A 25,541-nucleotide genomic window follows, 5' to 3' on the forward strand; every position below is an offset into this window, starting at 1 on the left:
ACACCGTCGGTGGCGAGGATGCTGACGCGGCGTAAGGGACTAGAGTGCTGATTAACCATGGGCGTTGTTCTTATCAAGGCTAAGTGGCCACTGGGCGGCTGGATCGTCTCCCTATTTGGCGCTTGTGTCCAGTGCGACCAAGCGTTTGCTTGGTTAAAGTCGAGACCGCCCTTTCCTCTCCATTCAGCATTCAGGTGCCGCCATGATCCCCAGAACGATTTTCAGCTCCGACCATGAACTGTTCCGCGACAGCGTGCGCAAGTTCCTCGAGCAGGAAGCCGTGCCCTTCCATGCGCAGTGGGAGAAGGACGGCCATGTCGACCGTGCGCTGTGGAACAAGGCCGGCGAGGCCGGCATGCTCTGCTCGCACATTCCCGAGGAGTACGGCGGCATGGCGGCTGACTTCCTCTACAGCGCCGTGGTGATCGAGGAAATAGGTCGCCTGGGCCTGACCGGCATCGGCTTCTCCCTGCACTCGGACATCGTCGCGCCCTACATCCTGCATTACGGCAGCGAGGCGCAGAAACGGCACTACCTGCCCAAGCTGGTGAGCGGCGAGCTGGTCAGCGCCATCGCCATGACCGAGCCGGGCGCCGGCTCCGACCTGCAGGGGGTGAAGACCACCGCCGTGCTCGACGGCGACGAGTACGTGATCAACGGCTCGAAGACCTTCATCACCAACGGCTGGCTGGCCGACCTGGTGATAGTGGTGGCCAAGACCGATCCCAAGGCCGGCGCCAAGGGCACCAGCCTGTTCCTGGTCGAGGCGAACACGCCGGGCTTCTCCAAGGGCAAGCGCCTGGAGAAGGTCGGCATGAAGGCGCAGGACACCTCCGAGCTGTTCTTCCAGGACGTGCGGGTGCCGAAGGAGAACCTGCTCGGCCAGGCCGGCATGGGCTTCGCGTACCTGATGCAGGAGCTGCCGCAGGAGCGCCTGACCGTGGGCGTCGGCGCCCTGGCCTCGGCCGAGGCGGCTCTGCACTGGACGCTGGACTACACCCGCGAGCGCAAGGCCTTCGGCAAGGCGGTGGCGGACTTCCAGAACACCCGCTTCAAGCTGGCCGAGATGGCCACCGAGATCCAGGTCGGCCGGGTGTTCGTCGACCGCTGCCTGGAGCTGCATCTGGCCGGCAAGCTCGACGTGCCGACGGCGGCGATGCTCAAGTACTGGGGCACCGACCTGCAGTGCAAGGTGCTCGACGAATGCGTGCAGCTGCACGGCGGCTACGGCTTCATGTGGGAGTACCCGGTGGCGCGCGCCTGGGCCGACGCGCGGGTGCAACGCATCTATGCCGGCACCAACGAGATCATGAAGGAGATCATCGCCCGCGCTTTGGTCTGAGCACCGCCGCGCAGTCGAAAAGGTCCGGGCGAAGCGCTCGGTCACTGCATGCGGCGCCCCTCGGGACTGCCAGGGAGGGCAGGCTCGGCCAAAAAAAGACCCGGCAAGTGCCGGGTCAATAACCGTGATTAGCCTGATGAGGAGATAACCTGAAGAGACCGACTGCATGGACTCTTTAGCTTATCGACCGATCTCGCGATCAGCTGGCGTAATAATAACAATTCTCATTTCATCGTCAACACCTTTTGATGAAACTTTTGCTCGGCGGGATCTATCGGAGCCCTGAAACGCAAGACCCCGGCAGTTAGCCGGGGTCGCCGCCACGCCGCCGAACTCAGCGATCGGTCGGCAGGCGCAACTGGGTGACTTCCTTGTTGAGTAGATCGATGCGCCGCGCCATGCTCTCGATCAGGCTGTGGGCGATGCGTGGATTGCTCTGCATCAGGCTGAGGAACTGTTCCTTGGGAATCACCATCACGGTGCAGGGCTCGCTGGCCACCACCGTGGCGCTGCGCTTCTCGCGAGTGAATACGGCCATGGCGCCGAAGATCTCGTCCTTCTGCACGTCGCCGACCTTCTGCCCGTCGACATAGGCCTCGGCGTGGCCTTCGATGATGATGAACACGTGATCGGCTTCATCGCCCTGATGGATCAGTTCTTCGCCCGCGGCGAAATGCTGGAAGCCGGTGGCCGGGCGTATCTCCGGCTGCTTCAGGCGTGCCAGGGCGTCCGAGAGCAGCGCGGTGTGGCCGATCAGGTAATGGATGAACTGCTCCTGGCGCTCCTCGCTGGCATAGATGTGCTTGAACACTTCGCCGCGCGAATAAGGAATCAGGCTGATGGGTTCGTCGCTGCTGTAGCGGCAGCTGGGCAGGTCGATGCCCTGGCGCAGACCGACCAGGTCGCCTTCCTGCAGGTAGAACAGCGGACGCTCGTCGACCACCGCATGCAGCAGGCCATTGCCGATGATGAACAGCTGATTGCCAGGCAGCAGCTGGGCCAGATCCTCGACCCGCTCCAGGAGCAACGGCTCTGCGACGGGTTGTAGCCCTTCCAAAAGCTGGGTGGGGATGCGCTGCAGGCGGTTGATCAACTGATCGGCATAGGCCGGTTGCTCCCCGAGTAAATACATAACCGTAATTCCTTGAACTGGCTGGGCTGGCTGACCACACGAAAGTCCCTGAAACAATAGGCTGTGGCGCCTGTGGCGTAAATCCTCACGCGCGGGCGTTGTGAGCTAGCTCTTGTTGTAGGCCTGGACCTCGTTCAGGCGGCCGTTGAGTTCGGCCTTGTGCGCCGGCGGCAGTTCGCTCCAGTGGATGTCGAGCAGGGCGCCCTCGATGGCGTAGAGCAACACCTTGGAGGCGCGAAAGCCTCTGGCGCGCACCGCGCGATAGGCACCGACGGCACCGTAGCGGCGCAGATCGTTGGCGCTATGGATGCCCACGGCATGCAACCATTGCGCAGAGGTCTTGCCAAGGTTCTTCAGATCCTGCAGTTCGTCGTTCATCGAGCCTCCGTGCGGCGCGTGAGGGTAGCGTCTGGCATAGGCGTTCCAGCCAGAAAGTGTAGCGGCCAATCGATACTGCGCAGCGCGCCGTCGTCGCCCCAGGCGTCGCGTAGCGCTGGCGTCAGCTCGGCTACCGGATCGCGGCCATGGTGCTGCTGCCAGCGCTGCACGGCCGACCAGGTGCGCAGGTAACCGAGCAGCTGGGGCAGCCGCCACTGCACCGACAGGGTGAAGGTCGGTACCGGCACCCGCCTGAAGGGGACCTGGATGTCGGTGTAGCCGGCGTCGACGCTGCTGCGCCCGGCGGGCCAGCAGCCGGCCAGGGTGGTTCGGTAGAAGCGTTCGATCAATGGATCGAGCCGTTCGTCGATGGTCATCAGGCTGTAGCACCAGGCGCAGAACAATCCGCCCGGGCGCATCAGGCGCGCGACCTCGGCGAAGAAGGCGGCGTCGGCGAACCAGTGCAGGGCCTGGGCGACCACGATGAGGTCGACGCGGGCGTCGGCCAACGGCTGCCTGCGCGCCTCGGCCGCCAGCAGATGCAGGCCGGCGGCCGGCTGGCTCCGGGCGAGCTGCTCGACGCTGGCGTCGCTGGCCAGGACCCGGTCGAAATGACGCAGCAGCGGATGGCTGGCCTGGCCGTTGCCGCAGGCGATGTCCAGCGCCACTTGCCGTCCCGGGCTGTGCGCGGCCAGCCAGTCGAACAGCGCGGACGGATAGGCCGGGCGAAAGCTCGCGTAGGCCTCGGCGCGAGCGCCGAACAGGCGGGCGATGTCGCTCATGTCACTTGCTGCGATAGCGCAGGCGAGTGCCGAAATTCACCGACATGAGAATCTCGTCCGCGGTGAGTTCGACGGGAAAGTAGGCGCCGGAGATCTGCGCATGAGCCAGGCTGGCGCCTTCCAGCCGTGCCTGACGCAGGTCGAGCCCGCGCAGATCGGCGCCACGGAAGTAGGCGTCGGTGAAGATCACCCCGGCGGCGTCCAGGTTGCGCAGATCGAGCCCGCGGAAGTCGCCACCGCACAGATCGACTGCGCCTTCCTTGGGTTTCTGCGCGTTGAAGGCGGCGATGTCGTCGTTGCGCAGCAGGCGATAGAGCGGGCGGTCGAGCTGGCGTGGTTGGCTCATGGTGGCTACCGGTGACGGGTTCACCGGCAGTATAGAAGCCACGCCGTGCTTTGCCCGGCGCGGCGGGCCGATCCGTGGTGAGGTGTCAGAGCCCCGGCAGGCGCTGGCGAATGCTTTCCACCAGGTTATCCAGGCTGGCGCCGTCGTGGGTGTCGACGCGCTTGCTGTGGGCCAGCTCGTCGGCATCGAGCGCCTCGCGCGAGGCCTGCTGCGCATGGATCACCTCGAGCGTGGCGTCGGAAGGATCGCGCCCCTCGCTCTGGCGCTGCTCCAACCAGCCGGCGATCACGGCATCCGGCGCCTGGCAGTCGAGAATCAGGAACGGCGCGCCGGTCTGCTCGGCGACGGCACTGGCGGCCTGGCGCTGGGAGGCCTTGAGGTAAGTGGCGTCGATCACCACCGGGAAGCCGGCCTGCAGGGCTTGCTGGGCGAGCTGATGCAGGCGCTGGTAGGTGGCGGCGCTGGCCTCGGCGCTGTAGATGCCTTCCGCCAACTGGCCTCGCTGGACCGCGCCCTGCTCGCCGAACAGGCGCTTACGCTCGACGTCGGAGCGCAGGCGAATGGTGCCCAGCGCCTCGACCAGGCGCAGCGCCACGTGGCTCTTGCCGACGGCCGAGACACCATGGGTGATGGCCAGGAAGGGCGAGGGAATCGCGCTGTAGCTTTCCGCCAGCGCCGCATAGGCGCGGTACTGGCGCAGGATCACCGCGCGCTGCACCGAGTCCTGTTCCTGGCCCAACCGGAACAGCGCGACCTTGCCGCGGACCATGGCGCGATAGGCCTTGTAGAAATTCAGCAGCTGCAGCGCGGCATAGTCGCCGGTGTGTTCCAGCCAGGCGCTGACGAAACGCCGCGACAGGCACTTCAGGCCGCGATCTTCCAGGTCCATCGCCAGGAAGGCGGCGTCCGAGGCGATGTCGATCAGGCGGAAGGGTTCGTTGAATTCGATGCAATCGAACACCACCACCCGGCCGTCGATCTGCGCAATGTTGCCCAAGTGGATGTCGCCGTGACACTCGCGAATGAAACCTTGTGCCTTGCGCTCGGTCAGAAGCGGCTCGAGTCGCTCGAAGCTGGACTGCGCCCAGGCTTCGAGGGCATCGAGCTGCTGCAGATCGGCCTTGTCGCCGAGCAGCGGACGGATCTGCTCGAAGTTCTGCCGCACCGGCGCCATCACCGCCTCGGCACTGCCGAGCGGATGATCCTGGGGAACTCGTGGAGCGTTCAGATGGAACGCGGCGATCTGCTCGGCGAGGGCGTCGATGTGCGCATCGCCCAGCTCGCCGCGGGCCTGCACGGCGCTGAGCAGCTGTTCCTGGGGAAACTGCCGCATCTTCAGGGCGTACTCGATGGCCGGCGTGTCGCCGCCCAGCACCGGCGCCTCGGCGCTGCCGCAGATGGCCACGACCTCGAGGTACAGGTCGTCGGTCAGACGCTGGTTCAGGCGCAACTCTTCCTCGCAGAAGTGTTTGCGAGCCTCGAGCCCGGTGAAGTCGAGGAACCCGAAGTTCACCGGTTTCTTGATCTTGTAGGCGTAGGGACCCGTGAGCAAAACCCAGGAAATATGAGTCTCAACCAGCTGAAATCCTTCCACAGGATGCGGATACAGGGCCGGGTTCTGCAGTGCGGCAATCAGGGCTTGGCTCACGGTCGATCCTTGTTCTAGACGCTGTTCGAGGTCGGCATTATGGCCGCTGTGAGCTGCTCTGCAAACCATCGGGCGGCGCTGCTGGCCCCAATCTAAAGTGCGTATAATCCCGCCATGACTCGTAAACGCTCCCCCCGCTCAAGCAAGAAATCCCGTTCCTCCGGTCTGCGTCCCTGGCTCGCCTGGGGCTTCAAGCTGGGTCTGGTCGGCCTGGTGATCCTCGCCGGTTTCGCCGTCTACCTCGACGCCGTGGTGCAGGAGAAATTCTCCGGCAAGCGCTGGACCGTGCCGGCCAAGGTCTATGCGCGGCCGCTGGAGCTGTTCGTCGGCCAGAAGCTGGCCAAGGACGACTTCCTGCGCGAGCTCGACGCCCTCGGCTACCGCCGCGAAAGCGTGGCCAACGGCCCGGGCGCGGTGTCGGTGGCCGGTAGCAGCATCGAGCTGCATAGCCGTGGCTTCCAGTTCTACGAGGGTGTCGAACCCTCGCAGCGAGTGCGCGTGCGCTTCTCCGGCGACTACGTGGCGGGCCTGACCCAGGCCGATGGCAGCAACCTGGCGGTGGCGCGGCTGGAGCCGCTGCTGATCGGCGGGCTGTACCCGGCGCACCAGGAGGACCGCATCCTGATCAAGCTGGACCAGGTGCCGGCCTATCTGATCGATGCGCTGGTGGCGGTCGAGGATCGCGACTACTTCGACCATTTCGGCGTTTCCCCCAAGGGCATCGTTCGCGCGCTGTGGATCAACGCCACCTCGGGGCGCCTGGTACAGGGCGGCAGCACCCTGACCCAGCAGTTGGTGAAGAACTTCTACCTGACCAACGAGCGCACCCTGGCACGCAAGGCCACCGAAGCGATGATGGCGGTGCTGCTGGAGCTGCACTACGACAAGCGCGAGATCCTCGAGGCCTACATGAACGAGGTGTTCCTCGGCCAGGATGGCCAGCGCGCGGTACACGGTTTCGGCCTGGCCAGCCAGTACTTCTTCAGCCAGCCGCTCGCCGAGCTGAAGCTGGAGCAGGTCGCGCTGCTGGTCGGCATGGTCAAGGGACCGACCTTCTACAACCCGCGGCGTAACCCGGAACGCGCCCTGGAACGGCGCAACCTGGTGCTCGAACTGCTCGCCGAGCAGGGCTCGATCAGCCCCGAGGAGGCCGCCGCCGCCAAGCAGAAACCCCTGGGCGTGACCAGTCGCGGCAGCATGGCCGACAGCACCTTCCCGGCCTTCCTCGACCTGGTCAAGCGCCAGCTGCGTGAAGACTACCGCGAGGAAGATCTCACCGAGGAAGGCCTGCGCATCTTCACCAGCTTCGATCCGATTCTCCAGCTCAAGGCCGAGGAGGCGCTGGCCGAAACCCTCAAGCGCCTGGCCGGGCGCAAGGGCGTCGATCAAGTGCAGGCCAGCATGGTGGTGACCAACCCGGAGACCGGCGAGGTGCAGGCCGTGATCGGCAGCCGCCAGCCGCGCTTCGCCGGTTTCAATCGTGCGCTGGACGCCCTGCGGCCGATCGGCTCGCTGATCAAGCCGGCGATCTATCTTTCGGCGCTGGAGCGCCCCAGCCAGTACACCCTGACCAGCTGGCTGCAGGACGAGCCGTTCTCCATCAAGGGCCAGGACGGCCAGGTGTGGACGCCGCAGAACTACGACCGCAAGGCGCACGGCACCATCTACCTCTATCAGGGCCTGGCGCAGTCCTACAACCTGTCCACCGCCAAGCTCGGCCTGGAAATCGGCGTGCCCAACGTGCTCAAGACCCTCGAGCGGCTGGGGGTGAACCGCCAATGGCCGGCCTACCCTTCGATGCTGCTCGGCGCAGGCGCCCTGACCCCGATGGAAGTGGCGGACATGTACCAGACCCTGGCCAATGGCGGCTTCAACACCCCGTTGCGCGGCATTCGCAGCGTGCTTACCGCCGACGGCGAACCGCTCGGGCGCTACCCGTTCCAGATCCAGCAACGCTTCGATCCGGGCGCCATCTACCTGGTACAGAACGCCATGCAGCGCACCATGCGCGAGGGCACCGGACGCTCGGTGTACGGCCAATTGCCCAGCTCGCTGAACCTGGCCGGCAAGACCGGCACCAGCAACGACTCGCGTGACAGTTGGTTCGCCGGTTTCAGCCAGGACCTGCTCGCGGTGGTCTGGCTCGGCCGCGACGACAACGGTCCGACCCCGCTGACCGGCGCCACCGGTGCCCTGCAGGTGTGGACCAGCTTCATGCGCAAGGCCGACCCGCTGCCGCTGGAGATGCCGATGCCAGACAACGTCACCCAGGCCTGGGTCGACCGCTACAGCGGCCAGGGTTCCGCTTCGGACTGCCCGAATGCAGTGCAGATGCCTTATATTCGCGGCAGCGAGCCGCCCCCTGGACCAACCTGCGGCATCCAGGCGCCGGTCGAATCGGTGATGGACTGGGTGCGCGGCTGGCTGAACTGAAGGGGTGGACTGCCCCAGTGTTTTCTGAAGAGGGTTGCATGTGAACAAGAAGTGGCTTGCCGCGATGCTGGCAACAACGGCGCTGGGCGGTTGCACTACGGTGCCGCAGGGCTCGATCCCGGTCATCGATGCCGGCACCCCGTTGTCGTCCGGCAGTGTCGGCTCGGCGCCGCCGGCCAGTCCGCAGGCCGCGCCGCAGCGCATCGAAGAGGATTCCGGCGTGGTGGTGATGGTGCCGCAGGGGGCCGTGTCGGCGCCGCTCTCGACCGACTCGCAGCCCATTACCCCCAGCGGTGGCCTGACCTTCGATCCGCCGCCAGCCAGCCAGCCCTCGGCGCCGAGCCAGGGCGACTTCAACGCTCCCGCGCCGAGCATGCCCAGCGGCATTCCCAGTGGTGGCGGCCTGGCCGCCGACGAACAGCTGGACGGCCCGGTGCTGGCGCTGCTGACCACGGCCCAGCAGCAGCAGGGTGGTGGCGACCTGAACGGCGCGGCATCCAGCCTGGAGCGCGCCCAGCGCATCGCGCCGCGCGAGCCGCAGGTGCTCTATCGCCTGGCCGAAGTGCGCCTGGCCCAGGGCGATGCGGCCCAGGCCGAGCAGCTCGCCCGGCGCGGCCTGACCTACGCCAGCGGGCGTCCGACGCTGCAGGCCGGCCTGTGGAATCTGATCGCCCAGGCGCGTGAGCGCCAGGGCGATCCGGCCGGCGCCGCGCAGGCGCGCGAGCGCGCGCGGGTCAATCTCTGATGGAGGCCCGTGTCGCCCAACTGGCTGAGCAGTTACTGTTGATCGAGCGCGAGCTGCGCGTGCTCGGCTGGTGGCAGGCGGAGGCGCCGAGTGCCGAGGCCCTGGCCAGCCAGGAGCCGTTCTGCGTCGACAGCCTGACTTTCGAGCAATGGCTGCAGTGGATCTTCCTGCCGCGGATGAAGCAGTTGCTGGAAACGGGCGCCGACCTGCCGTCGGTGTCGGGCATTCAAGCCATGGCTGAGATGGTCTATCGCGAGCAACCGGGCGTTGCGCGCCGACTGCTGGAGTTGCTGGGCGAGTTCGATCGCCTGCTGACCCGCACGCCCTGAGCGGCGCGCGGGCCCGGCGTCATTTGCAGTTTTCCGCGATGGACCGCTTCAGATCGGCAATGCGCTGCTGACGCTCGTCCTCGTCGACTCGGCGCACCTTGCCGTCCTCTTCAACGCGCAGACGCGGGTTGTTCTCCAACTGCGCCAGGTTGGTGCGAGCGCCTTCGCAATACTTCTTGCGCTCGGCCTCCTGCGCCGCCACCTGCTCCTTGACCTTCTTGTCGATCGCCGCCTGTTCCGGGTCGAGCAACTCCTCGACGCTGGGGGCGGGCTCGGCCGGCGCCTGGCGCGGCGCCGGTGTGTTGATGGGCGTGGCCTGCTGGCCCTGCGGCGGCTGCGCGCTGAAGTGGGTCACGCCCTGCGCATCCACCCACTTGTAGACCTGGCCGGCCACGGCGGTTGCGCTCAGGGCGAGCATCAGACTGCCGGTTAGAATCATGTGGCGCATGCTGTTTCCTTTCTCGAGGACTGCTGGCGGCTACTATAACCAAAAGCCGGCGATCTTCATCCTGCGCTACGTCACAGCGGAACATCGAACAATCGGCCAGACATCTCTTGACTTGCTCCGTCCGAAGCCGAACAATCCAGCGTTCCTCCGCAGTGAAGTCCGCCGCAAGCGTCCTTCAGCTCGGGGCAAAGAGGCGCTACCCGCGCCGAACCGTGACACCCGCAACGCGTTACCTCGCGCTGGGAGGGCCAGCCCCGCAAGACCATGGGCTGCCCCGTTACTCGTCAAGCTGATGTTCCGAATCCACGATCACCGTCGTGCATGTCCGCTGACAGTAAGACCTACTTAGGGCTACCCGTTGTCGGGTGGCATACTGGCGTTCAAGAGGTGAACAACGTGGAGCTTTTATCCGGCGCTGAAATGGTCGTCCGCTTCCTGCGTGACGAAGGCGTTAAGCACATCTACGGGTACCCTGGTGGTGCTCTCCTGCATATTTACGATGCCCTGTTCAAAGAACCGGAAGTGACCCATATCCTGGTGCGTCACGAACAGGCAGCGACCCATATGGCCGACGGCTATGCCCGCGCCACCGGCAAGGCCGGCGTGGTGCTGGTGACCTCCGGCCCCGGCGCGACCAATGCCGTCACCGGCATCGCCACCGCCTACATGGACTCCATCCCGATGGTGGTGATCTCCGGCCAGGTGCCGAGCGCCATGGTCGGCACCGATGCCTTCCAGGAAACCGACATGGTCGGTATCTCCCGCCCGATCGTGAAGCACAGCTTCATCATCAAGCACCCCTCGGAAATCCCCGAAGTGCTGAAGAAGGCGTTCTATCTCGCCGAATCCGGTCGCCCCGGCCCGGTCGTGGTGGACATCCCCAAGGACATGGGCGATCCGACCCAGAAGTTCGAATACGTCTACCCGAAGAAGGTCAAGCTGCGCTCCTACAGCCCGGCGGTGCGTGGTCACTCCGGACAGATCCGCAAGGCCGCCGAGATGCTCCTGGCAGCCAAGCGCCCGGTGCTCTACTCCGGTGGCGGCGTGATCATGGGCAATGCCTCCGCACCGCTGACCGAACTGGCGCAGATGCTCAACCTGCCGGTGACCAATACCCTGATGGGTCTGGGCGGCTATCCCGGCACCGACCGTCAGTTCATCGGCATGCTCGGCATGCATGGCAGCTACACCGCCAACCTGGCCATGCACCATGCCGACGTGATCCTCGCCGTCGGCGCGCGTTTCGATGACCGGGTGATCAACGGTGCGGCGAAGTTCTGCCCGAACGCCAAGATCATCCACATCGACATCGACCCGGCGTCGATCTCCAAGACCATCAAGGCCGACATCCCGATCGTAGGCCCGGTGGACAGCGTGCTGACCGAGATGGTCGCGATCCTCAAGGACATTGGTGAAACCCCGAACAAGGACACCGTCGCCAGCTGGTGGAAGCAGATCGATGAATGGCGCGGCAGCGGCCGCCTGTTCCCTTACAACGAGGGCGACGGCTCGATCATCAAGCCGCAGAGCGTGATCGAGACCCTGTGCGAAGTGACCAAGGGCGATGCCTACATCACCTCCGATGTCGGCCAGCACCAGATGTTCGCCGCGCAGTACTACCGGTTCAACAAGCCCAATCGCTGGATCAACTCCGGTGGCCTGGGCACCATGGGCTTCGGCTTCCCGGCCGCCATGGGCATCAAGCTGAACTTCCCGGAGGCCGACGTGGCCTGCGTCACCGGTGAGGGCAGCATCCAGATGAACATCCAGGAGCTGTCGACCTGCCTGCAGTACGACCTGCCGGTGAAGATCGTCAACCTGAACAACGGCGCCCTCGGCATGGTCCGCCAATGGCAGGACATGCAGTACAACAGCCGTTACTCGCACTCCTACATGGAGTCGCTGCCGGACTTCGTCAAGCTGGCCGAAGCCTATGGCCACGTGGGCATGCGCATCACCCAGCTGAAGGATCTCAGGCCGATGATGGAAGAGGCCTTCGCCCTGAAGAACCGCCTGGTGTTCCTCGACATCGCGGTGGACGACAGCGAGCACGTCTATCCGATGCAGATCAGAGACGGTGCGATGCGCGACATGTGGCTGAGCAAGACGGAGCGGACCTAAGATGCGACACATCATTTCCCTGCTGCTGGAAAACGAGCCGGGCGCACTGTCCCGCGTGGTCGGTCTGTTCTCCCAGCGCAACTACAACATCGAAAGCCTCACCGTTGCGCCCACCGAGGATCCGACGCTGTCGCGCCTGACCCTGACCACGGTGGGTCACGACGAGGTGATCGAGCAGATCACCAAGAACCTCAACAAGCTGATCGAAGTGGTCAAGCTGGTCAATCTGTCGGAAAGCGCCCATATCGAGCGCGAACTGATGCTGGTGAAGATCAAGGCCACCGGCGCCCAGCGCGCCGAGGTCAAGCGCACCACCGACATCTTCCGCGGCCAGATCGTCGACGTGACCAGTAGCGTCTACACGGTCCAGCTGACCGGTACCAGCGACAAGCTGGACAGCTTCATCCAGGCCATCGGCACGGCATCGATCCTGGAAACCGTGCGCAGTGGCGTTACCGGCATTGCCCGAGGCGACAAGGTGCTGAGCATCTGAGTCATGCCGAAAAGCCCCGTCCGGTGCGCAATGCTGTTCAACCCAGCATTCGCCCTGACGGGGCTTCCCCGAAGATCCGCTGCCAGGCCTCTGGCAGCGGATTTTTTTTTGCGCCCTTTCGACGGCAGCTGCCCGACCTGAACACCTCTAGCTGACCCGGACATGTCGCCCAGCCGCCCGGATTCCGCGCCGCGGCTATCCCGCCAGGCCGCAATGGCCTGCGGCCGCTCGGCGGGTGGGTCCGCTCAAGCCGGTGCCTCATGGCAGCCACGGCGACGATTGTCGGAGTGAGGGCGATGCTGTCTCTGGATCACCCTCCGAGGCCGGCAAGAGCAGGGACGGTTCTCCCGCAGCCGCTGCCCGCCGCGCCGTCAGGCCGCCCCGCCCGAATGACCCGCGTCAGGCCCTGGCGGCCGGCCTTGCGTTCACCGTTCCGACTCAGCCATTGCTGGGGAAGGCAAACTGTGCCGCCTCGTGGCTCTTGCGCGCCGGCCAGCGCTGGGTGATGGCCTTCTTGCGGGTGTAGAAACGCACTCCGTCCGGGCCGTAGGCGTGCAGGTCGCCGAACAGCGAGCGCTTCCAGCCGCCGAAGCTGTGATAGCTGACCGGCACCGGCAGCGGCACGTTGACGCCGACCATGCCCACTTCGATCTCGTCGCAGAACAGGCGCGCCGCTTCACCGTCACGGGTGAAGATGCAGGTGCCGTTGCCGTATTCGTGATCGTTAATCAGCTGCATGGCCTCTTCCAGGCTGCCGACGCGGACGATGCACAGCACCGGGCCGAAGATTTCGTCGGTGTAGATGCTCATCTCCGGGGTCACCTTATCGAACAGGGTGCCGCCGACGAAGAAGCCGTTCTCGTGACCGGCCACCACCAGGTCGCGGCCGTCGACCACCAGCTTGGCGCCCTGGGCCACGCCGGCGTCGATATAGCCCTTGACCTTGTCACGCGCGGCGGCGGTGACCAACGGGCCCATGTCCAGGCCGCACTGGGTGCCGGCACCGATCTTCAGCGCCTTGATCTGCGGCACGATCTTGTCGACCAGCGCGTCGGCGATCTGGTCGCCCACGCATACCGCCACCGAGATGGCCATGCAGCGCTCGCCGCAGGAGCCATAGGCGGCGCCCATCAGCGCGCTGACGGCGTTGTCGAGGTCGGCGTCGGGCATCAGCACGGCGTGGTTCTTGGCGCCGCCCAGGGCCTGCACACGCTTTCCGCGCCTGGTGCCCTCGCTGTAGATGTATTCGGCGATCGGCGTGGAGCCGACGAAGCTCAGGGCCTTGACCTCGGGTGCCTCGATCAGCGCGTCGACGGCGTCCTTGTCTCCATTGACCACGTTCAGCACGCCCTTGGGCAGGCCGGCCTGCTGCGCCAGTTCGGCGATGAACAGGGTGGAGCTGGGATCGCGCTCGGACGGCTTCAAGATGAAGCAGTTACCGCAGACGATGGCCAGCGGGTACATCCACAGCGGCACCATGGCCGGGAAGTTGAACGGAGTGATGCCCGCGACCACGCCGATCGGCTGCAGGTCGCTCCAGGCGTCGATGTTAGGGCCGACGTTGCGGCTGTATTCGCCCTTGAGGATTTCTGGGGCGGCGCAGGCGAACTCGACGTTCTCGATGCCGCGCTTGAGCTCGCCAATGGCGTCCTCAATGGTCTTGCCGTGCTCGGCGCTGATCAGCTGGGCGATCTCGTTCTCGTTCTGCTCCAGCAGCTGCTTGAAGCGGAACATGATCTGCGCGCGCTTGGCCGGCGGGGTGTTGCGCCAGGCCGGGAAGGCGGCCTTGGCGGCGTCGATGGCCAGCTGCATGGTGGCGCGGTCGGCGAGGCCGACCTGGCTGGTGGAGTCGCCGGTGGATGGATTGAACACCGGGGCGCTGCGCTCGTTGCCGGCGACGCGTTCACCATTGATCAGGTGCGGGATATGGCTCATGGGGGTGTCCTCAAGTTGGAATCTTTCGTAGGGTGGATGACGCTCTTTTCATCCACCATTGCGGATTCGGTAGTTGGTGGATGGGTAAAGCGTCATCCACCCTACGAGTGACCGATGTTCACTTAGTCCAGGCTGTTCAGGGTCTCGCCGACGGCATTGAACAGCCGGTCGAGGTCGTCCATCTTGGCGTTGAAGGTTGGCCCGAACTGCAGGGTGTCGCCGCCGAAGCGCACGTAGAAGCCGGCCTTCCACAGTTTCAGTCCGGCCTCGAACGGGCGGATCACCGGGTCTCCGTCGCGCGCGGCAATCTGGATGGCGCCGGCCAGGCCACAGTTGCGGATGTCGACCACGTGCTTGCTGCCCTTGAGGCCATGCAGCGCCTGGCCGAACTGCGGCGCCAGCTCGGCGGCCTGCTGGATCAGGTTGTCGCGCCCCAGCAGCTCCAGCGAGGCCAGGCCGGCGGCGCAGGCCACCGGGTGGGCCGAGTAGGTGTAGCCGTGGGTGAACTCGACCATATGCTCGGGCGACGGCTGCTGCATGAAGGTGTCGTAGATCTCCTTGGAGGCGATCACCGCACCGAGCGGGATGGCGCCGTTGGTGATCTGCTTGGCGGCGTTGATGATGTCCGGGGTCACGCCGAAGTACTCGGCGCCGCTCCATTTACCCATCCGCCCAAATGCCGTGATCACCTCGTCGAAGATCAGCAGGATGTTGTGCTGGGTGCAGATCTCGCGCAGGCGCTGCAGGTAGCCCTTGGGCGGCACGATGACGCCGGCCGAGCCGGACATCGGCTCGACTATCACCGCGGCGATGTTGGAGGCGTCGTGCAGCTCGATCAGCTTGAGCAGCTCGTTGGCCAGCTCGACGCCGCCGCTCTCGGCCATGCCATTGGTGTAGGCCAGGTGCGGCTGCAGGGTGTGCGGTAGGTGGTCGACATCCATGAACTGGCCGTACATCTTGCGGTTGCCGCCGATGCCGCCGAGCGAGGTGCCGGCGATGTTGACGCCGTGGTAGCCGCGGGCGCGGCCGATGAACTTGGTCTTGGCCGGCTGGCCTTTCAGGCGCCAGTAGGCCTTGGCCATCTTCACCGCGGTGTCGGCGCACTCGGAGCCTGAGCCGGTGAAGAACACGTGGTTGAGCTCGCCCGGCATCAGATCGGCGATCTGCTCGGCCAGCTGGAAGGACAGCGGGTGGCCGTACTGGAAACCCGGCGAGTAGTCGAGGGTGCCGAGCTGCTTGGCCACCGCCTCCTGGATTTCCTTGCGCGAGTGGCCGGCGCCGCAGGTCCACAGGCCGGACAGGCTGTCGTAGATCTTGCGGCCCTGATCGTCGAACAGCCAGCTGCCCTCGGCGCCGACGATGATGCGCGGGTCGCGCTGGAACTGGCGGTTGGCGGAAAACGGCATCCAGTGGGCATCCAGCTTGAGCTGGCTGGCCAGGGAGGGAGTCTCGGTCTGCGGCATGTTCATCGGAATAGCCTCATTCGGGCAGGCAATTTGGCGCAGGAGCCCGCTTGCGGGCGATCATCGCCGGCAAGCCGGCTCCTACAGGGTAGTTGCAGACAAGGTGCCACGGGCATAGATTCAGTAAAACAGCACTCTTATTATCTTCAGTTCAAGGTCTACTAAACAAATGAGCAGCCGCCGCCCCGATCCGCTGGCCCAGGTCAGCGACTTTGAAATCCGCCTGCTCAAGCTGTTTCGCAGCGTGGTGGAATGCGGCGGTTTTTCCGCCGCGGAGAGCGCGCTGGGCATCGGCCGCTCGGCCATCAGCCAGCAGATGAGCGACCTGGAGCAGCGCCTCGGCCTGCGCCTGTGCCAGCGCGGCCGCGCCGGCTTCGCCCTGACCGAGGAAGGCCGCGAGGTGTACCAGAGCACCCTGCAGCTGCTGGCGGCGCTGGAGAGCTTTCGCACCGAGGTCAACGGCCTGCACCGCCATCTGCGCGGCGAGCTGAACATCGGCCTGACCGACAACCTGGTGACCATCCCGCACATGCGCATCACCAACGCCCTGGCACGGCTCAAGGCGCAGGGCCCGGAGGTGCGCATCCATATCCGCATGACGCCGCCGTCGGAGGTGGAACAGGGCGTGCTCGACGGTCGCCTGCACGTCGGTGTGGTGCCGCAGGTCGGCGCGCTGTCCGGCCTGGAGTACCAGACCCTGTACGACGAACGCTCGCTGCTCTACTGCGCGGTCGGCCACCCGCTGTTCTACGTCGATGACCAGCAACTGGAGGACGAGCGGCTCAACGCCCAGGAGGCCATCGCGCCGACCTTCCGCCTACCGCCCGAGGTGCAGAACCACTACCAGGCGCTGAACTGCACGGCCAGCGCCTCGGACCGCGAGGGCATGGCCTTCCTGATCCTCACCGGGCGCTATATCGGCTACCTGCCCGACCACTATGCCCAGGCCTGGGTGCAGCAGGGCCGCCTGCGCGCGCTCAAGGCCGCCAGCCGCTTCTACGACATCAGCCTGGCGGCGGTGACGCGCAAAGGGCGTCGCGCGCACCTGGTGCTGGAGAGCTTTCTCGAGGCGCTGGCGGAGTCCTGAACGGGCGAACCCGCCCCCAGGAGCACGGCGCCAGGGCCATTCGCGCCTGTCTGCGGCTGTTTAGTCGGCGCCAGCTTGCTGGCGATCAGCAAGCGCACCCCATCGCCGGCCAGCCGGCTCCACTCGAGTGCAGGCCGCCCCATCGCGGGGCGCCAGCCAGCACGACGCGCCAGCGGAAGAACTGAACACCAAGTCACGAACAATCGTATGCAACTGATGCGACAAGGCTTTCGCCGCCGCTGAACACAATTTCCCGCGCAAGCTGATTAGTTGGACAGCTTTTTGCACCTGAACCGCAACCTGACCACATGGCCAGGAAAACCAGAAAACACCATGCTTTTCAGGAGCCCAGATGAATCCTACTCGCGCGACCCTGCTCGCCGCCGGCAGCCTGCTGCTGGCGACGCAGGCCCAGGCCGACGGCCCGCTGCTGTGGCAAAACAACAGCCTGTCCTACCTCTATGGCAAGAACTTCAAGGTGGAGCCGGCGATCCAGCAGACCCTCACCTTCGAGCACGCCAGCGGCTGGAGCTGGGGCGATCTGTTCTTGTTCGTCGACCAGAAGTTCTTCAACGGCGCGCAGAACGGCGCCGGCGATTCGCGCAGTTTCTACGGCGAGCTGAGCCCGCGCCTGTCGTTCGGCAAGCTGCTGGGCCAGGACCTGTCGTTCGGCCCGATCAAGGACGTGCTGCTGGCGACCACCTACGAGTTCGGCGAGGACGAGACCGAGGCCTACCTGATCGGCCCGGGTTTCGATCTCGCCGTGCCCGGTTTCAACTTCTTCAAGCTGAACTTCTACTACCGTACTCCTGACGGCGATCGCGTCGACCGCGACGGGGATGGCAAGCCCGACGGCAGCGGCGTCTGGCAGGTGACCCCGAGCTGGTCCTACACCCTGCCGGCGGGCAAGTCGGACATTCTCATCGACGGCTATATCGACTGGGTGGTGGACAACGACGCCGGCTACCACAGCAACTACCACATCAACCCGCAGATCAAGTACGACCTGGGCAAGGCCCTGGACTGGGACGACAAGCAGATCTACCTCGGCGTGGAATACAGCTACTGGAAGGACAAGTACGGCATCCAGGACACGGCGGCCTTCACCACCGACCAGAACACCGCCAGCCTGCTGCTGAAAGTGCATTTCTGAGCCACGGTCAGCGACCGGCGCAGGCTGGTCGAGCTTTTCCAGCCACCTCCAGACCCACCACGGGAACGTATCCATGACCAGCGAATCGCAATACACCTCCGAACTGCTCTACGGCCTGGACGACCGCCCGGCGCCGCTGCCGGCCTTCTTCGCCGCGCTGCAGCATGTGCTGGCCTGCTTCGTCGGCATCGTCACCCCCACCCTGATCATCGGCGGCGTGCTCGGCCTGCATGAGCAACTGCCCTACCTGATCAGCATGGGCCTGATGGTGTCCGGCGTCGGCACCCTGATCCAGGCGCGCCGGCCGCTGGGCATCGGCGCCGGGATGATCTGCGTGCAGGGCACCAGCTTCGCCTTCCTCAGCGCCGTGCTGGCCGCCGGCCTGATGGTCAAGGCGCGCGGCGGCAGCCCGGACGAGATCCTGGCGATGATCTTCGGCGTGTGCTTCTTCGGCGCCTTCATCGAGATGGTATTGAGCCGCTTCATCGGCCGCCTGCAGCGCATCGTCACGCCGCTGGTGACCGGCATCGTGATCACCATCATCGGCGTCAGCCTGATCAAGGTGGGCATCACCGACGTCGGTGGCGGGGCCAAGGCGGAGAACTTCGGTGCGCCGATCAACCTGGCCCTGGGCGCCCTGGTGCTGGCGACCATCATCGTGCTCAACCGCCTGCGCAATCCCTGGCTGCGCCTGTCGGCGATCATCATCGGCCTGCTGCTCGGCTCGCTGGCCGCCTGGTTCGCCGGGGTGCTGGCGCCCAGGGCGTTGCCCGAGCTGCCGCTGGTGAGCCTGCCGATCCCCTTTCGCTACGGCTTCGACTTCGACTGGATGGCCTTCGTCCCGGTGGCGCTGATCTACCTGATCACCGCCATCGAGACCACCGGCGACTTGACCGCCAACTGCATGATCTCGAAACAGCCGATCAAGGGCCCGCAGTACCTCGCCCGGATCAAGGGCGGGGTGTTCGGCGACGGCGTCAGTTCGCTGATCGCCGCGGTGTTCAACACCTTCCCCAACACCACCTTCAGCCAGAACAACGGGGTGATCCAGCTGTCCGGCGTGGCCAGCCGCCACGTCGGTTACTACATCGGCGCGATCCTGGTGATCCTCGGCCTGTTCCCGCTGCTCGGCGCCATTCTCCAGCAGATTCCCAAGCCGGTGCTGGGCGGCGCCACCCTGGTGATGTTCGGCACGGTCGCCGCCGCCGGCATCCGCATCCTCGCCCACGCGCCGCTGGATAGGCGCAGCCTGCTGATCATGGCCACCAGCTTCGGCATCGGCCTGGGCGTGTCCAGCCAGCCGGATCTGCTCGGCCAGATGCCCGGGCTGGTGCAGAACGTGTTCGGCTCGGCGATCACCAGCGGCGGATTGACCGCCATTCTGATGAACCTGTTGCTGCCGCTGGAACAGCCTGGCGTCGCCGCCCCCGAGGAGGAACAGCAAGTCTGAGCCGGCACGTGCACGGACAAGCCTCCGTGCACCTCCCCCGTTGCGGCGCCGACGTCATTTCCCGCGCCTTTTCCGCGACTTGCGCTTGTCACCCGGGCGACGCTGGGGTATCTGTGCAAGCGCTGTGCTCCCAGATCAGTCCGGAATCGCCCATGACCTTCGAAGTCCCCGCCCATAGCGCCAGCGGCAAGCCTGCCGGACGCATCCGCCAGAAGAACGAAGAAGCCATCATCCAAGCCGCCGAAGAAGAATTCGCCCGTCACGGCTTCAAGGGCACCAGCATGAACACCATCGCGCAGAACGTCGGCCTGCCCAAGGCCAACCTGCACTACTACTTCAGCAACAAGCTGGGCCTGTACCTGGCGGTACTGAGCAATATCCTCGAACTCTGGGACAGCACCTTCAACACCCTGACCGTCGACGACGACCCGGCCGAGGCGCTGGCGCGCTACATCCGCGCCAAGATGGAGTTCTCCCGGCGCCAGCCGAAGGCCTCGCGCATCTTCGCCATGGAAGTGATCAGCGGCGGCGAGTGCCTGTCGCAGTACTTCAACCAGAACTACCTGGACTGGTTCCGCGGCCGCGCGGCGGTGTTCGAGGCCTGGATCGCCGCCGGCAAGATGGACCCGGTCGACCCGGTGCACCTGATCTTCCTGCTGTGGGGCAGCACCCAGCACTACGCCGACTTCGCCTCGCAGATATGCCGCGTCACCGGCCGCTCGCGCCTGACCAAGCAGGATTTCGAAGCCGCCGGCGACAACCTGATCCAGATCATCCTCAAGGGCTGCGGCCTGACGCCGCCCGCCAAGTCCTGATGGCGTTCACCCTGAGCGCGCCCTGCGAGTACCGCGAGGACATCCGCAAGAGCCGTTTTCTCGCCCTCGCCGCGCCAATCGCCAGCGCCGCCGAGGCGCTGGCCTTTATCGCCGCCCATAGCGACGCCGGCGCCTCGCACAACTGCTGGGCCTGGAAGCTGGGCAACCAGTACCGCTTCAGCGACGACGGCGAACCCGGCGGCACCGCCGGAAGGCCGATCCTCGCCGCCATCGAGGGCCAGGATTGCGACCAGGTGGCGGTGCTGGTGATCCGCTGGTACGGCGGCATCCAGCTCGGCACCGGCGGCCTGGCCCGCGCCTATGGCGGCAGCGCGGCCAAGTGTCTGCAGGCAGGCGAACGCCGCGAGCTGGTAGCCCGCAGCCGTTGCACCTGTCACTGCGGCTTCGCCGAACTGCCCCTGCTCAAGGCCCGCCTGCCGGAGTTGGACGCGCGACTGGACAGCGAAACCTTCGACGGCCATGGCGCCAACCTGCAGTTGGCTGTGCCCGAGGCGCGCTTCGCCGAACTGCAACGCCTGCTGGCCGACATCAGCCGCGGCCGCATCGTCCTGCGCCGGTTGTAACCCTGTCGTGGCTAAAGCGGATCGCCGCCCGGCCCTCCCACAACCGCGGGTCTGTCTGTAGGAGGGGCTTTTGCCGCGACCCGCACCTTGCCCTTGACCAGAGAGTCAGCTATCTTCGCCGCACGTCGTCTCCGACGAACCTGGATCAGCAGACAGGGTCAACACTGAGCTGGCTTACCTGAAATCAACCTCAGAGGAGCCTGCTCAATGGCAGCTACCCGGATCTGGATCAAGAACCCCCTCGCCGTTTTCACCGCCAACGATCAGGACGCTTCCGGCGGCCTGGTGGTCGAGGACGGCCGCATCGTCGAGTTGCTCGGCGCCGGCCGGCAGCCCGCCGCCCCCTGCCAGCAGAGTTTCGACGCCCGCGAGCACGTGCTGCTGCCGGGGCTGATCAACACCCATCACCACTTCTACCAGACCCTCACCCGCGCCTGGGCGCCGGTGGTCAACCAGCCGCTGTTTCCCTGGCTGAAGACGCTCTACCCGGTGTGGGCGCGGCTGACGCCCGAGAAGCTGGCGCTGGCCAGCAAGGTGGCGCTGGCCGAGCTGCTGCTGTCGGGCTGCAGCACCGCCGCCGATCACCACTATCTGTTCCCCGGCGGGCTGGAACAGGCCATCGACGTGCAGGTCGAGGCCGTGCGCGAGCTGGGCATGCGCGCCATGCTCACTCGTGGTTCGATGAGCCTGGGCGAGGCCGACGGCGGCCTGCCGCCGCAGCACACGGTGCAGAGCGGCGAGGCGATCCTGACCGACAGCCAGCGCCTGGTCGAGCGCTACCACGAGCGCGGCGCCGGCGCGCAGATCCAGATCGCCCTGGCGCCCTGCTCGCCCTTCTCGGTGACCCAGGACATCATGCGTCAGAGCGCCGAACTGGCCGAGCAGCTGGACGTGCGCCTGCATACCCACCTGGCCGAGACCCTCGACGAGGAGGACTTCTGCCTGCGCCAGTTCGGCCTGCGCACCGTCGACTACCTCGACAGCGTCGGCTGGCTCGGCCCACGCACCTGGCTGGCCCACGGCATCCACTTCAACGCCGACGAGATCGCCCGCCTCGGCGCCGCCGGCACCGGCATCTGCCATTGCCCCAGCTCGAACATGCGCCTGGCCTCGGGCATCTGCCCCAGCGTCGAACTGGAGGCGGCCGGCGCGCCCCTGGGCCTCGGCGTGGACGGCTCGGCTTCCAACGATGCCTCGAACATGATCCTCGAGGCGCGCCAGGCCCTGTATATCCAGCGCCTGCGCTACGGCGCCGAACAGATCACCCCGGAGCGCACCCTGGGCTGGGCCACACGCGGTTCGGCGCGGTTGCTCGGACGCGACGATATCGGCGAGCTGGCGGTGGGCAGGCAGGCGGATCTGGCCCTGTTCAAACTGGACGAGCTGCGTTTTTCCGGCAGCCACGATCCGATTTCGGCCTTGCTGCTGTGCGGCGCCGACCGCGCCGACCGGATGATGATCGCAGGCCAGTGGCGGGTGATCGACGGCCAGGTCGAGGGGCTGGATGTCGCCCAGCTGATCGCCGATCACCGCCAGGCGGCGCGGGAGCTGGTAAACGGCTGAAGACACAGGCATGACGTAGGGCGGGTTAAACTCCTCAGCGACCAAGCCCGATAGCGAGACCCGACCATGTACGACTGGCTCAACACCCTGCCCAAGGCGGAACTGCACCTGCACCTGGAAGGCTCGCTGGAGCCCGAACTGCTGTTCGCCCTGGCCGAACGCAACCAGATCGCCCTGCCCTGGACTGACGTGGAAAGCCTGCGTGCAGCCTACGCCTTCAACAACCTGCAGGAGTTTCTCGACCTCTACTACCAGGGCGCCAATGTGCTGCGCAGCGAGCAGGATTTCTATGACCTGACCTGGGCCTACCTGCAGCGCTGCAAGGCGCAGAACGTGATCCACGTCGAACCCTTCTTCGACCCGCAGACCCACACCGACCGCGGCATTCCCTTCGAGGTGGTGCTGCGCGGCATCCGCCAGGCGCTGCTCGACGGCGAACAGCAGCTGGGCATCAGCCACGGCCTGATCCTCAGCTTCCTGCGCCACCTGCCCGAGGAACAGGCGTTCAAGACCCTGGAGCAGGCCATGCCGTTTCGCGACGCCTTCATCGGTGTCGGCCTGGACAGCTCCGAGAAGGGCTTCCCGCCGCGGCTGTTCGAGCGGGTGTTCGCCAAGGCGCGCAGCGAGGGGCTGCACGCGGTGGCGCATGCCGGCGAGGAAGGCCCGCCCGAATACATCTGGGAAGCGCTGGACCTGCTCAAGGTCGAACGCATCGACCACGGCGTGCGCGCCGTCGAGGACGAGCGGCTGATGCAGCGGCTGATCGATGAGCAGATCCCGCTGACCGTCTGCCCGCTGTCGAACATCAAGCTGTGCGTGTTCGAGCACATGAGCCGGCACAACATCCTCGACATGCTCGAACGCGGCGTGAAGGTCACGGTCAACTCGGACGACCCGGCCTATTTCGGCGGCTATGTCGGCGAGAACTTCGCCGCCCTGTACGAGCACCTGGGCATGACCGAGGAGCAGGCCCGGCGCCTGGCGCAGAACAGCCTGGATGCGCGGCTGGCTTGAATCGCCGCCGACGCTGATCGCCCGCAAGCGGGCTCCTACAACACAGCGAACCTGTAGGAGCCCGCTTGCGGGCGATGCTTTTACCTGCCACTACCTTGTGGTGGACCATGCAGATCGGTAACCCGGATGCAATCCGGGCTACGTGCTGCGTGCCCTGCGTTGCCGTTCAGAAGTCGAGGTCCAGCTTGGCCCAGAAGGTGCGCCCGGGCTCATCGATGCGGGTGTCGGCGGGGAAGCCGAAACCGGCGTCGCCGGCCAGGTTGAGGTGCTCGGCGTAGGTCTTGTCGAGCAGGTTATCCACACCGGCGCTGAGCCTGACCTGTTTGCTCAGGCGGTAGGCGCCGTTGAGTGAGAGCACGCCGAAACCATCGCTCTCGCTCAAATCCTGCCCCACCACGTTGCCGCGGCCCTCGGCGATGCGCCCCTGTTCATCGACCACGCGCCACAGGGCGCCGACGCTCCAGTCGTCGCGCTGATAAGTCAGGCCCAGGCGCGCTTCCAGCGGCGGCATCTGCGGCAGCGCCTCGTCGTCGCTGCTGTTCTTGCCCCAGGCGTAGGCCAGGGTGGCGTCGGCCTTCCAGTTAGCGGTAAGGGCATAGGCCACGCCCAGTTCGCCGCCCATGATGCGCGCGTCGATGTTGTCCGCCTGGGTGCTCATGCCGCGGTAATCGAAGAGGATGTAGTCGCGCACCTGTCCGGCATAGGCCGAGGCCCATGCCTGCAGCGCCTCGCCGCGGTACTGGATGCCGATATCGAGCTGGGTGGTCTTCTCCGGCTCGATGCCGGCAAAGGCGTTGCTTGACCCGGCTGGGCCGTTGAGGCCGGCGGAGAACAGCTCCCAGTAATCGGGGAAACGTTGCACGTGGCCGATGCCGGCGTACCAGGTGGCCGACGCAGCGGCCAGGTCATGCTCGTAACGCATGAAGCCGCTGGGCAGGGTCTCGGCACGGGTCTCACCGGCCGTGGGGTTGGGCGCCGGCATGCCCATGGTGCTGCGAAGGCTCTGCCGATAATCCTTGGCCGAGGCCCGGTCCAGCCGCGCCCCGGAGATCAGCCGGTCACGCTCGGCCAGGCTCCAGGTCGCCTCGGCGAATACGCCGTAGTTGTGCATCAGCGCATCCTTGTTCCAGGGGTAGCGATCGGCATCGGTGTAGCCGCCCATCATGCTGTAGCTGGAACGGCGCGCGCGGTGCTCGCTGCGCTGCGCGTCGAGGCCGCCGATCAGCTCGACCTCGTGCCACTTCCAGGTCGCCGCCAGCCGTGCGCCGAGGGTGCGCCGATCGACCTGCGAGGCCACCGGCATGGACATCATGCTGCTCGGGTCCGGCGTGCGCAGGCGGAAGTTGTCCATGATGTGGTCGGCGTAGTTGTAGTAGAGCTTGGCCTCCACCTTATCCAGCACGCCGCCGAGGCTTTCGCGCTCGACGCGCAGGCCGAGGCTTTCGCGCTCGAACTGGCTGCCGTCCATGCCGCGACCGGCGTAGCGGGCCTCGCCATCGCCGCGGCCGGCGCTCAGTTCGATCAGCGTATCGGCATCCGGCGTCCAGCCCAGGGCCATATCGCCGTTCCACTTGTCCCAGCGCGAGGGGATGCTGTCGCCATCGCCATTGGCGTAATCGCCCGAATGCGAGCGGTTGCCGATGACGCGCAGGTAGCCCTGTTCGCCGCCCAGGGCGCCGTCGATCACCCGGTCGAAACGGCCGTTGGAGCCGGCCAGCACGCTGGCGTGCAGACGCGCGCCGAGCTCGCCGAAGCGCTCCGGCTCACGCTCGAAGCGCACCACGCCGGCCGAGGCGCCGGGGCCCCAGATCACCGTCTGCGGGCCCTTGCTCACACTCAGCAAGTCAAAGGTTTCCGGCGAGATGTAGGAACTCGGCGCATCCATCCGCCCCGGACAGGCGCCGAGCATCTGCCCGCCATCGGTGAGCAGCAGCAGGCGCGAGCCGAACATGCCGCGCAACAGCGGATCGCCGTTGCTGCCGCCGCTGCGGATCGCGGAGAAACCGGGGATGGTCTTGAGGTAATCGGCGGCATCGCTGGCCGGCACCGGCTGGCGCGCATCCCTGGGATTGGCCAGCACGGTCAGCGGCGAGCTTTGCTGCACGGCAGTGATGACGAGCGGCGGCAGCTCGTGCACCGGCTCCTCGGCGTGCAGCAGACCGATGGGGGACCAGCCACAGGCCAGGGCAAAAGCCAGGCGCCAGCGCAGGGTGCGGCGAGCGAGGGTAAAACGCGGGCGCGCGCGGGCGGCGCCCGTAACGAAGGAAACGGACATGCGAA

The 25,541-nt window shown here is 66.1% G+C and carries 22 protein-coding genes; 13 read left to right on the top strand and 9 right to left on the bottom strand.

From position 1 onward, the window contains the following. Positions 1-202 precede the first annotated feature (202 nt). Positions 203-1,342 (top strand): acyl-CoA dehydrogenase family protein, encoded by a 1,140-nt coding sequence (locus ACUTAF_RS17815; protein WP_445581209.1) that lies wholly within the window; start codon positions 203-205, stop codon positions 1,340-1,342. A gap of 334 nt (positions 1,343-1,676) precedes the next feature. Here ACUTAF_RS17815 and ACUTAF_RS17820 read toward each other — a convergent pair whose 3' ends face one another. The 5 genes from ACUTAF_RS17820 to ACUTAF_RS17840 all read right to left on the bottom strand — a co-directional run bounded on the left by ACUTAF_RS17820 (position 1,677) and on the right by ACUTAF_RS17840 (position 5,628). Further along, on the bottom strand, positions 1,677-2,474 hold the full coding sequence (locus tag ACUTAF_RS17820) for a cyclic nucleotide-binding domain-containing protein (RefSeq protein ID WP_445581210.1): 798 nt from the start codon (positions 2,472-2,474) through the stop codon (positions 1,677-1,679). Positions 2,475-2,579: 105 nt separating this feature from the next. Next, a complete protein-coding gene (locus tag ACUTAF_RS17825; RefSeq protein WP_445581211.1) occupies positions 2,580-2,852 on the bottom strand; it encodes a TfoX/Sxy family protein in 273 nt (90 codons plus the stop codon). Then, positions 2,849-3,634 carry a class I SAM-dependent methyltransferase gene (locus ACUTAF_RS17830; RefSeq protein WP_445581212.1) on the bottom strand — a complete coding sequence of 262 codons (786 nt, stop codon included), beginning with the start codon at positions 3,632-3,634 and terminating at the stop codon, positions 2,849-2,851. The genes ACUTAF_RS17825 and ACUTAF_RS17830 overlap by 4 nt, the downstream gene beginning before the upstream one ends. 1 nt (position 3,635) lies before the next feature. Next, positions 3,636-3,980, bottom strand: coding sequence for a pentapeptide repeat-containing protein (locus ACUTAF_RS17835; protein ID WP_445581213.1), 345 nt, complete (start codon positions 3,978-3,980; stop codon positions 3,636-3,638). An 85-nt stretch (positions 3,981-4,065) separates the two neighbouring features. Beyond that, positions 4,066-5,628, bottom strand: coding sequence for a bifunctional aminoglycoside phosphotransferase/ATP-binding protein (locus ACUTAF_RS17840; protein ID WP_445581214.1), 1,563 nt, complete (start codon positions 5,626-5,628; stop codon positions 4,066-4,068). 114 nt (positions 5,629-5,742) lie between these two features. On the opposite strand from ACUTAF_RS17840, the gene mrcB reads away from it, so the two are divergent. From mrcB to ACUTAF_RS17855, 3 genes are all read left to right on the top strand, one after another. Beyond that, positions 5,743-8,061: a penicillin-binding protein 1B gene (gene mrcB / locus ACUTAF_RS17845; protein WP_445581215.1), complete on the top strand. Its 2,319-nt coding sequence runs from the start codon at positions 5,743-5,745 to the stop codon at positions 8,059-8,061. A gap of 64 nt (positions 8,062-8,125) precedes the next feature. Continuing rightward, positions 8,126-8,806 (top strand): tetratricopeptide repeat protein, encoded by a 681-nt coding sequence (locus ACUTAF_RS17850; RefSeq protein ID WP_445582473.1) that lies wholly within the window; start codon positions 8,126-8,128, stop codon positions 8,804-8,806. Further along, positions 8,806-9,135, top strand: a complete 330-nt coding sequence (locus ACUTAF_RS17855; protein WP_445581216.1) for a YqcC family protein — start codon at positions 8,806-8,808, stop codon at positions 9,133-9,135. Before ACUTAF_RS17850 ends, ACUTAF_RS17855 begins: the two co-directional genes overlap by 1 nt. Positions 9,136-9,154: 19 nt before the next feature. Here ACUTAF_RS17855 and ACUTAF_RS17860 read toward each other — a convergent pair whose 3' ends face one another. Then, positions 9,155-9,583 carry a DUF4124 domain-containing protein gene (locus tag ACUTAF_RS17860; RefSeq protein WP_445581217.1) on the bottom strand — a complete coding sequence of 143 codons (429 nt, stop codon included), beginning with the start codon at positions 9,581-9,583 and terminating at the stop codon, positions 9,155-9,157. 396 nt (positions 9,584-9,979) lie between these two features. Here ACUTAF_RS17860 and ACUTAF_RS17865 point away from each other — a divergent pair, with 396 nt between their 5' ends. Together ACUTAF_RS17865 and ilvN are read left to right on the top strand one after the other, a co-directional pair. Next, positions 9,980-11,704: an acetolactate synthase 3 large subunit gene (locus tag ACUTAF_RS17865; RefSeq protein ID WP_445581218.1), complete on the top strand. Its 1,725-nt coding sequence runs from the start codon at positions 9,980-9,982 to the stop codon at positions 11,702-11,704. Between the two features lies 1 nt (position 11,705). Further along, positions 11,706-12,197 (top strand): acetolactate synthase small subunit, encoded by a 492-nt coding sequence (ilvN, locus tag ACUTAF_RS17870; RefSeq protein ID WP_445581219.1) that lies wholly within the window; start codon positions 11,706-11,708, stop codon positions 12,195-12,197. A 438-nt stretch (positions 12,198-12,635) separates the two neighbouring features. On the opposite strand, the gene ACUTAF_RS17875 is transcribed toward ilvN, so the two are convergent. Together ACUTAF_RS17875 and aptA are read right to left on the bottom strand one after the other, a co-directional pair. After that, positions 12,636-14,132, bottom strand: coding sequence for a CoA-acylating methylmalonate-semialdehyde dehydrogenase (locus ACUTAF_RS17875; protein ID WP_445581220.1), 1,497 nt, complete (start codon positions 14,130-14,132; stop codon positions 12,636-12,638). A 122-nt stretch (positions 14,133-14,254) separates the two neighbouring features. Next, positions 14,255-15,601 (bottom strand): omega-aminotransferase AptA, encoded by a 1,347-nt coding sequence (aptA, locus tag ACUTAF_RS17880; protein WP_445581221.1) that lies wholly within the window; start codon positions 15,599-15,601, stop codon positions 14,255-14,257. A 163-nt stretch (positions 15,602-15,764) separates the two neighbouring features. On the opposite strand from aptA, the gene ACUTAF_RS17885 reads away from it, so the two are divergent. The 7 genes from ACUTAF_RS17885 (at position 15,765) to ACUTAF_RS17915 (ending at position 23,261) form a co-directional block, all read left to right on the top strand. Then, positions 15,765-16,682, top strand: coding sequence for a LysR family transcriptional regulator (locus ACUTAF_RS17885; protein WP_445581222.1), 918 nt, complete (start codon positions 15,765-15,767; stop codon positions 16,680-16,682). A 352-nt stretch (positions 16,683-17,034) separates the two neighbouring features. Next, entirely contained in the window at positions 17,035-17,835 is an 801-nt protein-coding gene (locus tag ACUTAF_RS17890) for an outer membrane protein OmpK (protein WP_445581223.1), read from the top strand. Positions 17,836-17,908: 73 nt separating this feature from the next. Then, positions 17,909-19,285 (top strand): uracil-xanthine permease family protein, encoded by a 1,377-nt coding sequence (locus tag ACUTAF_RS17895; RefSeq protein WP_445581224.1) that lies wholly within the window; start codon positions 17,909-17,911, stop codon positions 19,283-19,285. A gap of 152 nt (positions 19,286-19,437) precedes the next feature. After that, complete coding sequence (locus tag ACUTAF_RS17900) at positions 19,438-20,100, top strand: TetR/AcrR family transcriptional regulator (RefSeq protein WP_445581225.1); 663 nt, start codon at positions 19,438-19,440, stop codon at positions 20,098-20,100. Beyond that, positions 20,100-20,684, top strand: coding sequence for an IMPACT family protein (locus ACUTAF_RS17905; RefSeq protein ID WP_445581226.1), 585 nt, complete (start codon positions 20,100-20,102; stop codon positions 20,682-20,684). The genes ACUTAF_RS17900 and ACUTAF_RS17905 overlap by 1 nt, the downstream gene beginning before the upstream one ends. A gap of 207 nt (positions 20,685-20,891) precedes the next feature. Continuing rightward, the gene (locus ACUTAF_RS17910) at positions 20,892-22,247 is read left to right on the top strand and encodes an 8-oxoguanine deaminase (RefSeq protein ID WP_445581227.1); all 1,356 of its coding nucleotides are present in this window, start codon (positions 20,892-20,894) and stop codon (positions 22,245-22,247) included. Positions 22,248-22,313: 66 nt separating this feature from the next. After that, a complete protein-coding gene (locus ACUTAF_RS17915) occupies positions 22,314-23,261 on the top strand; it encodes an adenosine deaminase (protein ID WP_445581228.1) in 948 nt (315 codons plus the stop codon). Between the two features lie 166 nt (positions 23,262-23,427). Here ACUTAF_RS17915 and ACUTAF_RS17920 read toward each other — a convergent pair whose 3' ends face one another. Beyond that, complete coding sequence (locus ACUTAF_RS17920) at positions 23,428-25,536, bottom strand: TonB-dependent copper receptor (protein ID WP_445581229.1); 2,109 nt, start codon at positions 25,534-25,536, stop codon at positions 23,428-23,430. Positions 25,537-25,541 lie beyond the last annotated feature (5 nt).

Source organism: Pseudomonas sp. SP16.1 (genome assembly GCF_052682975.1).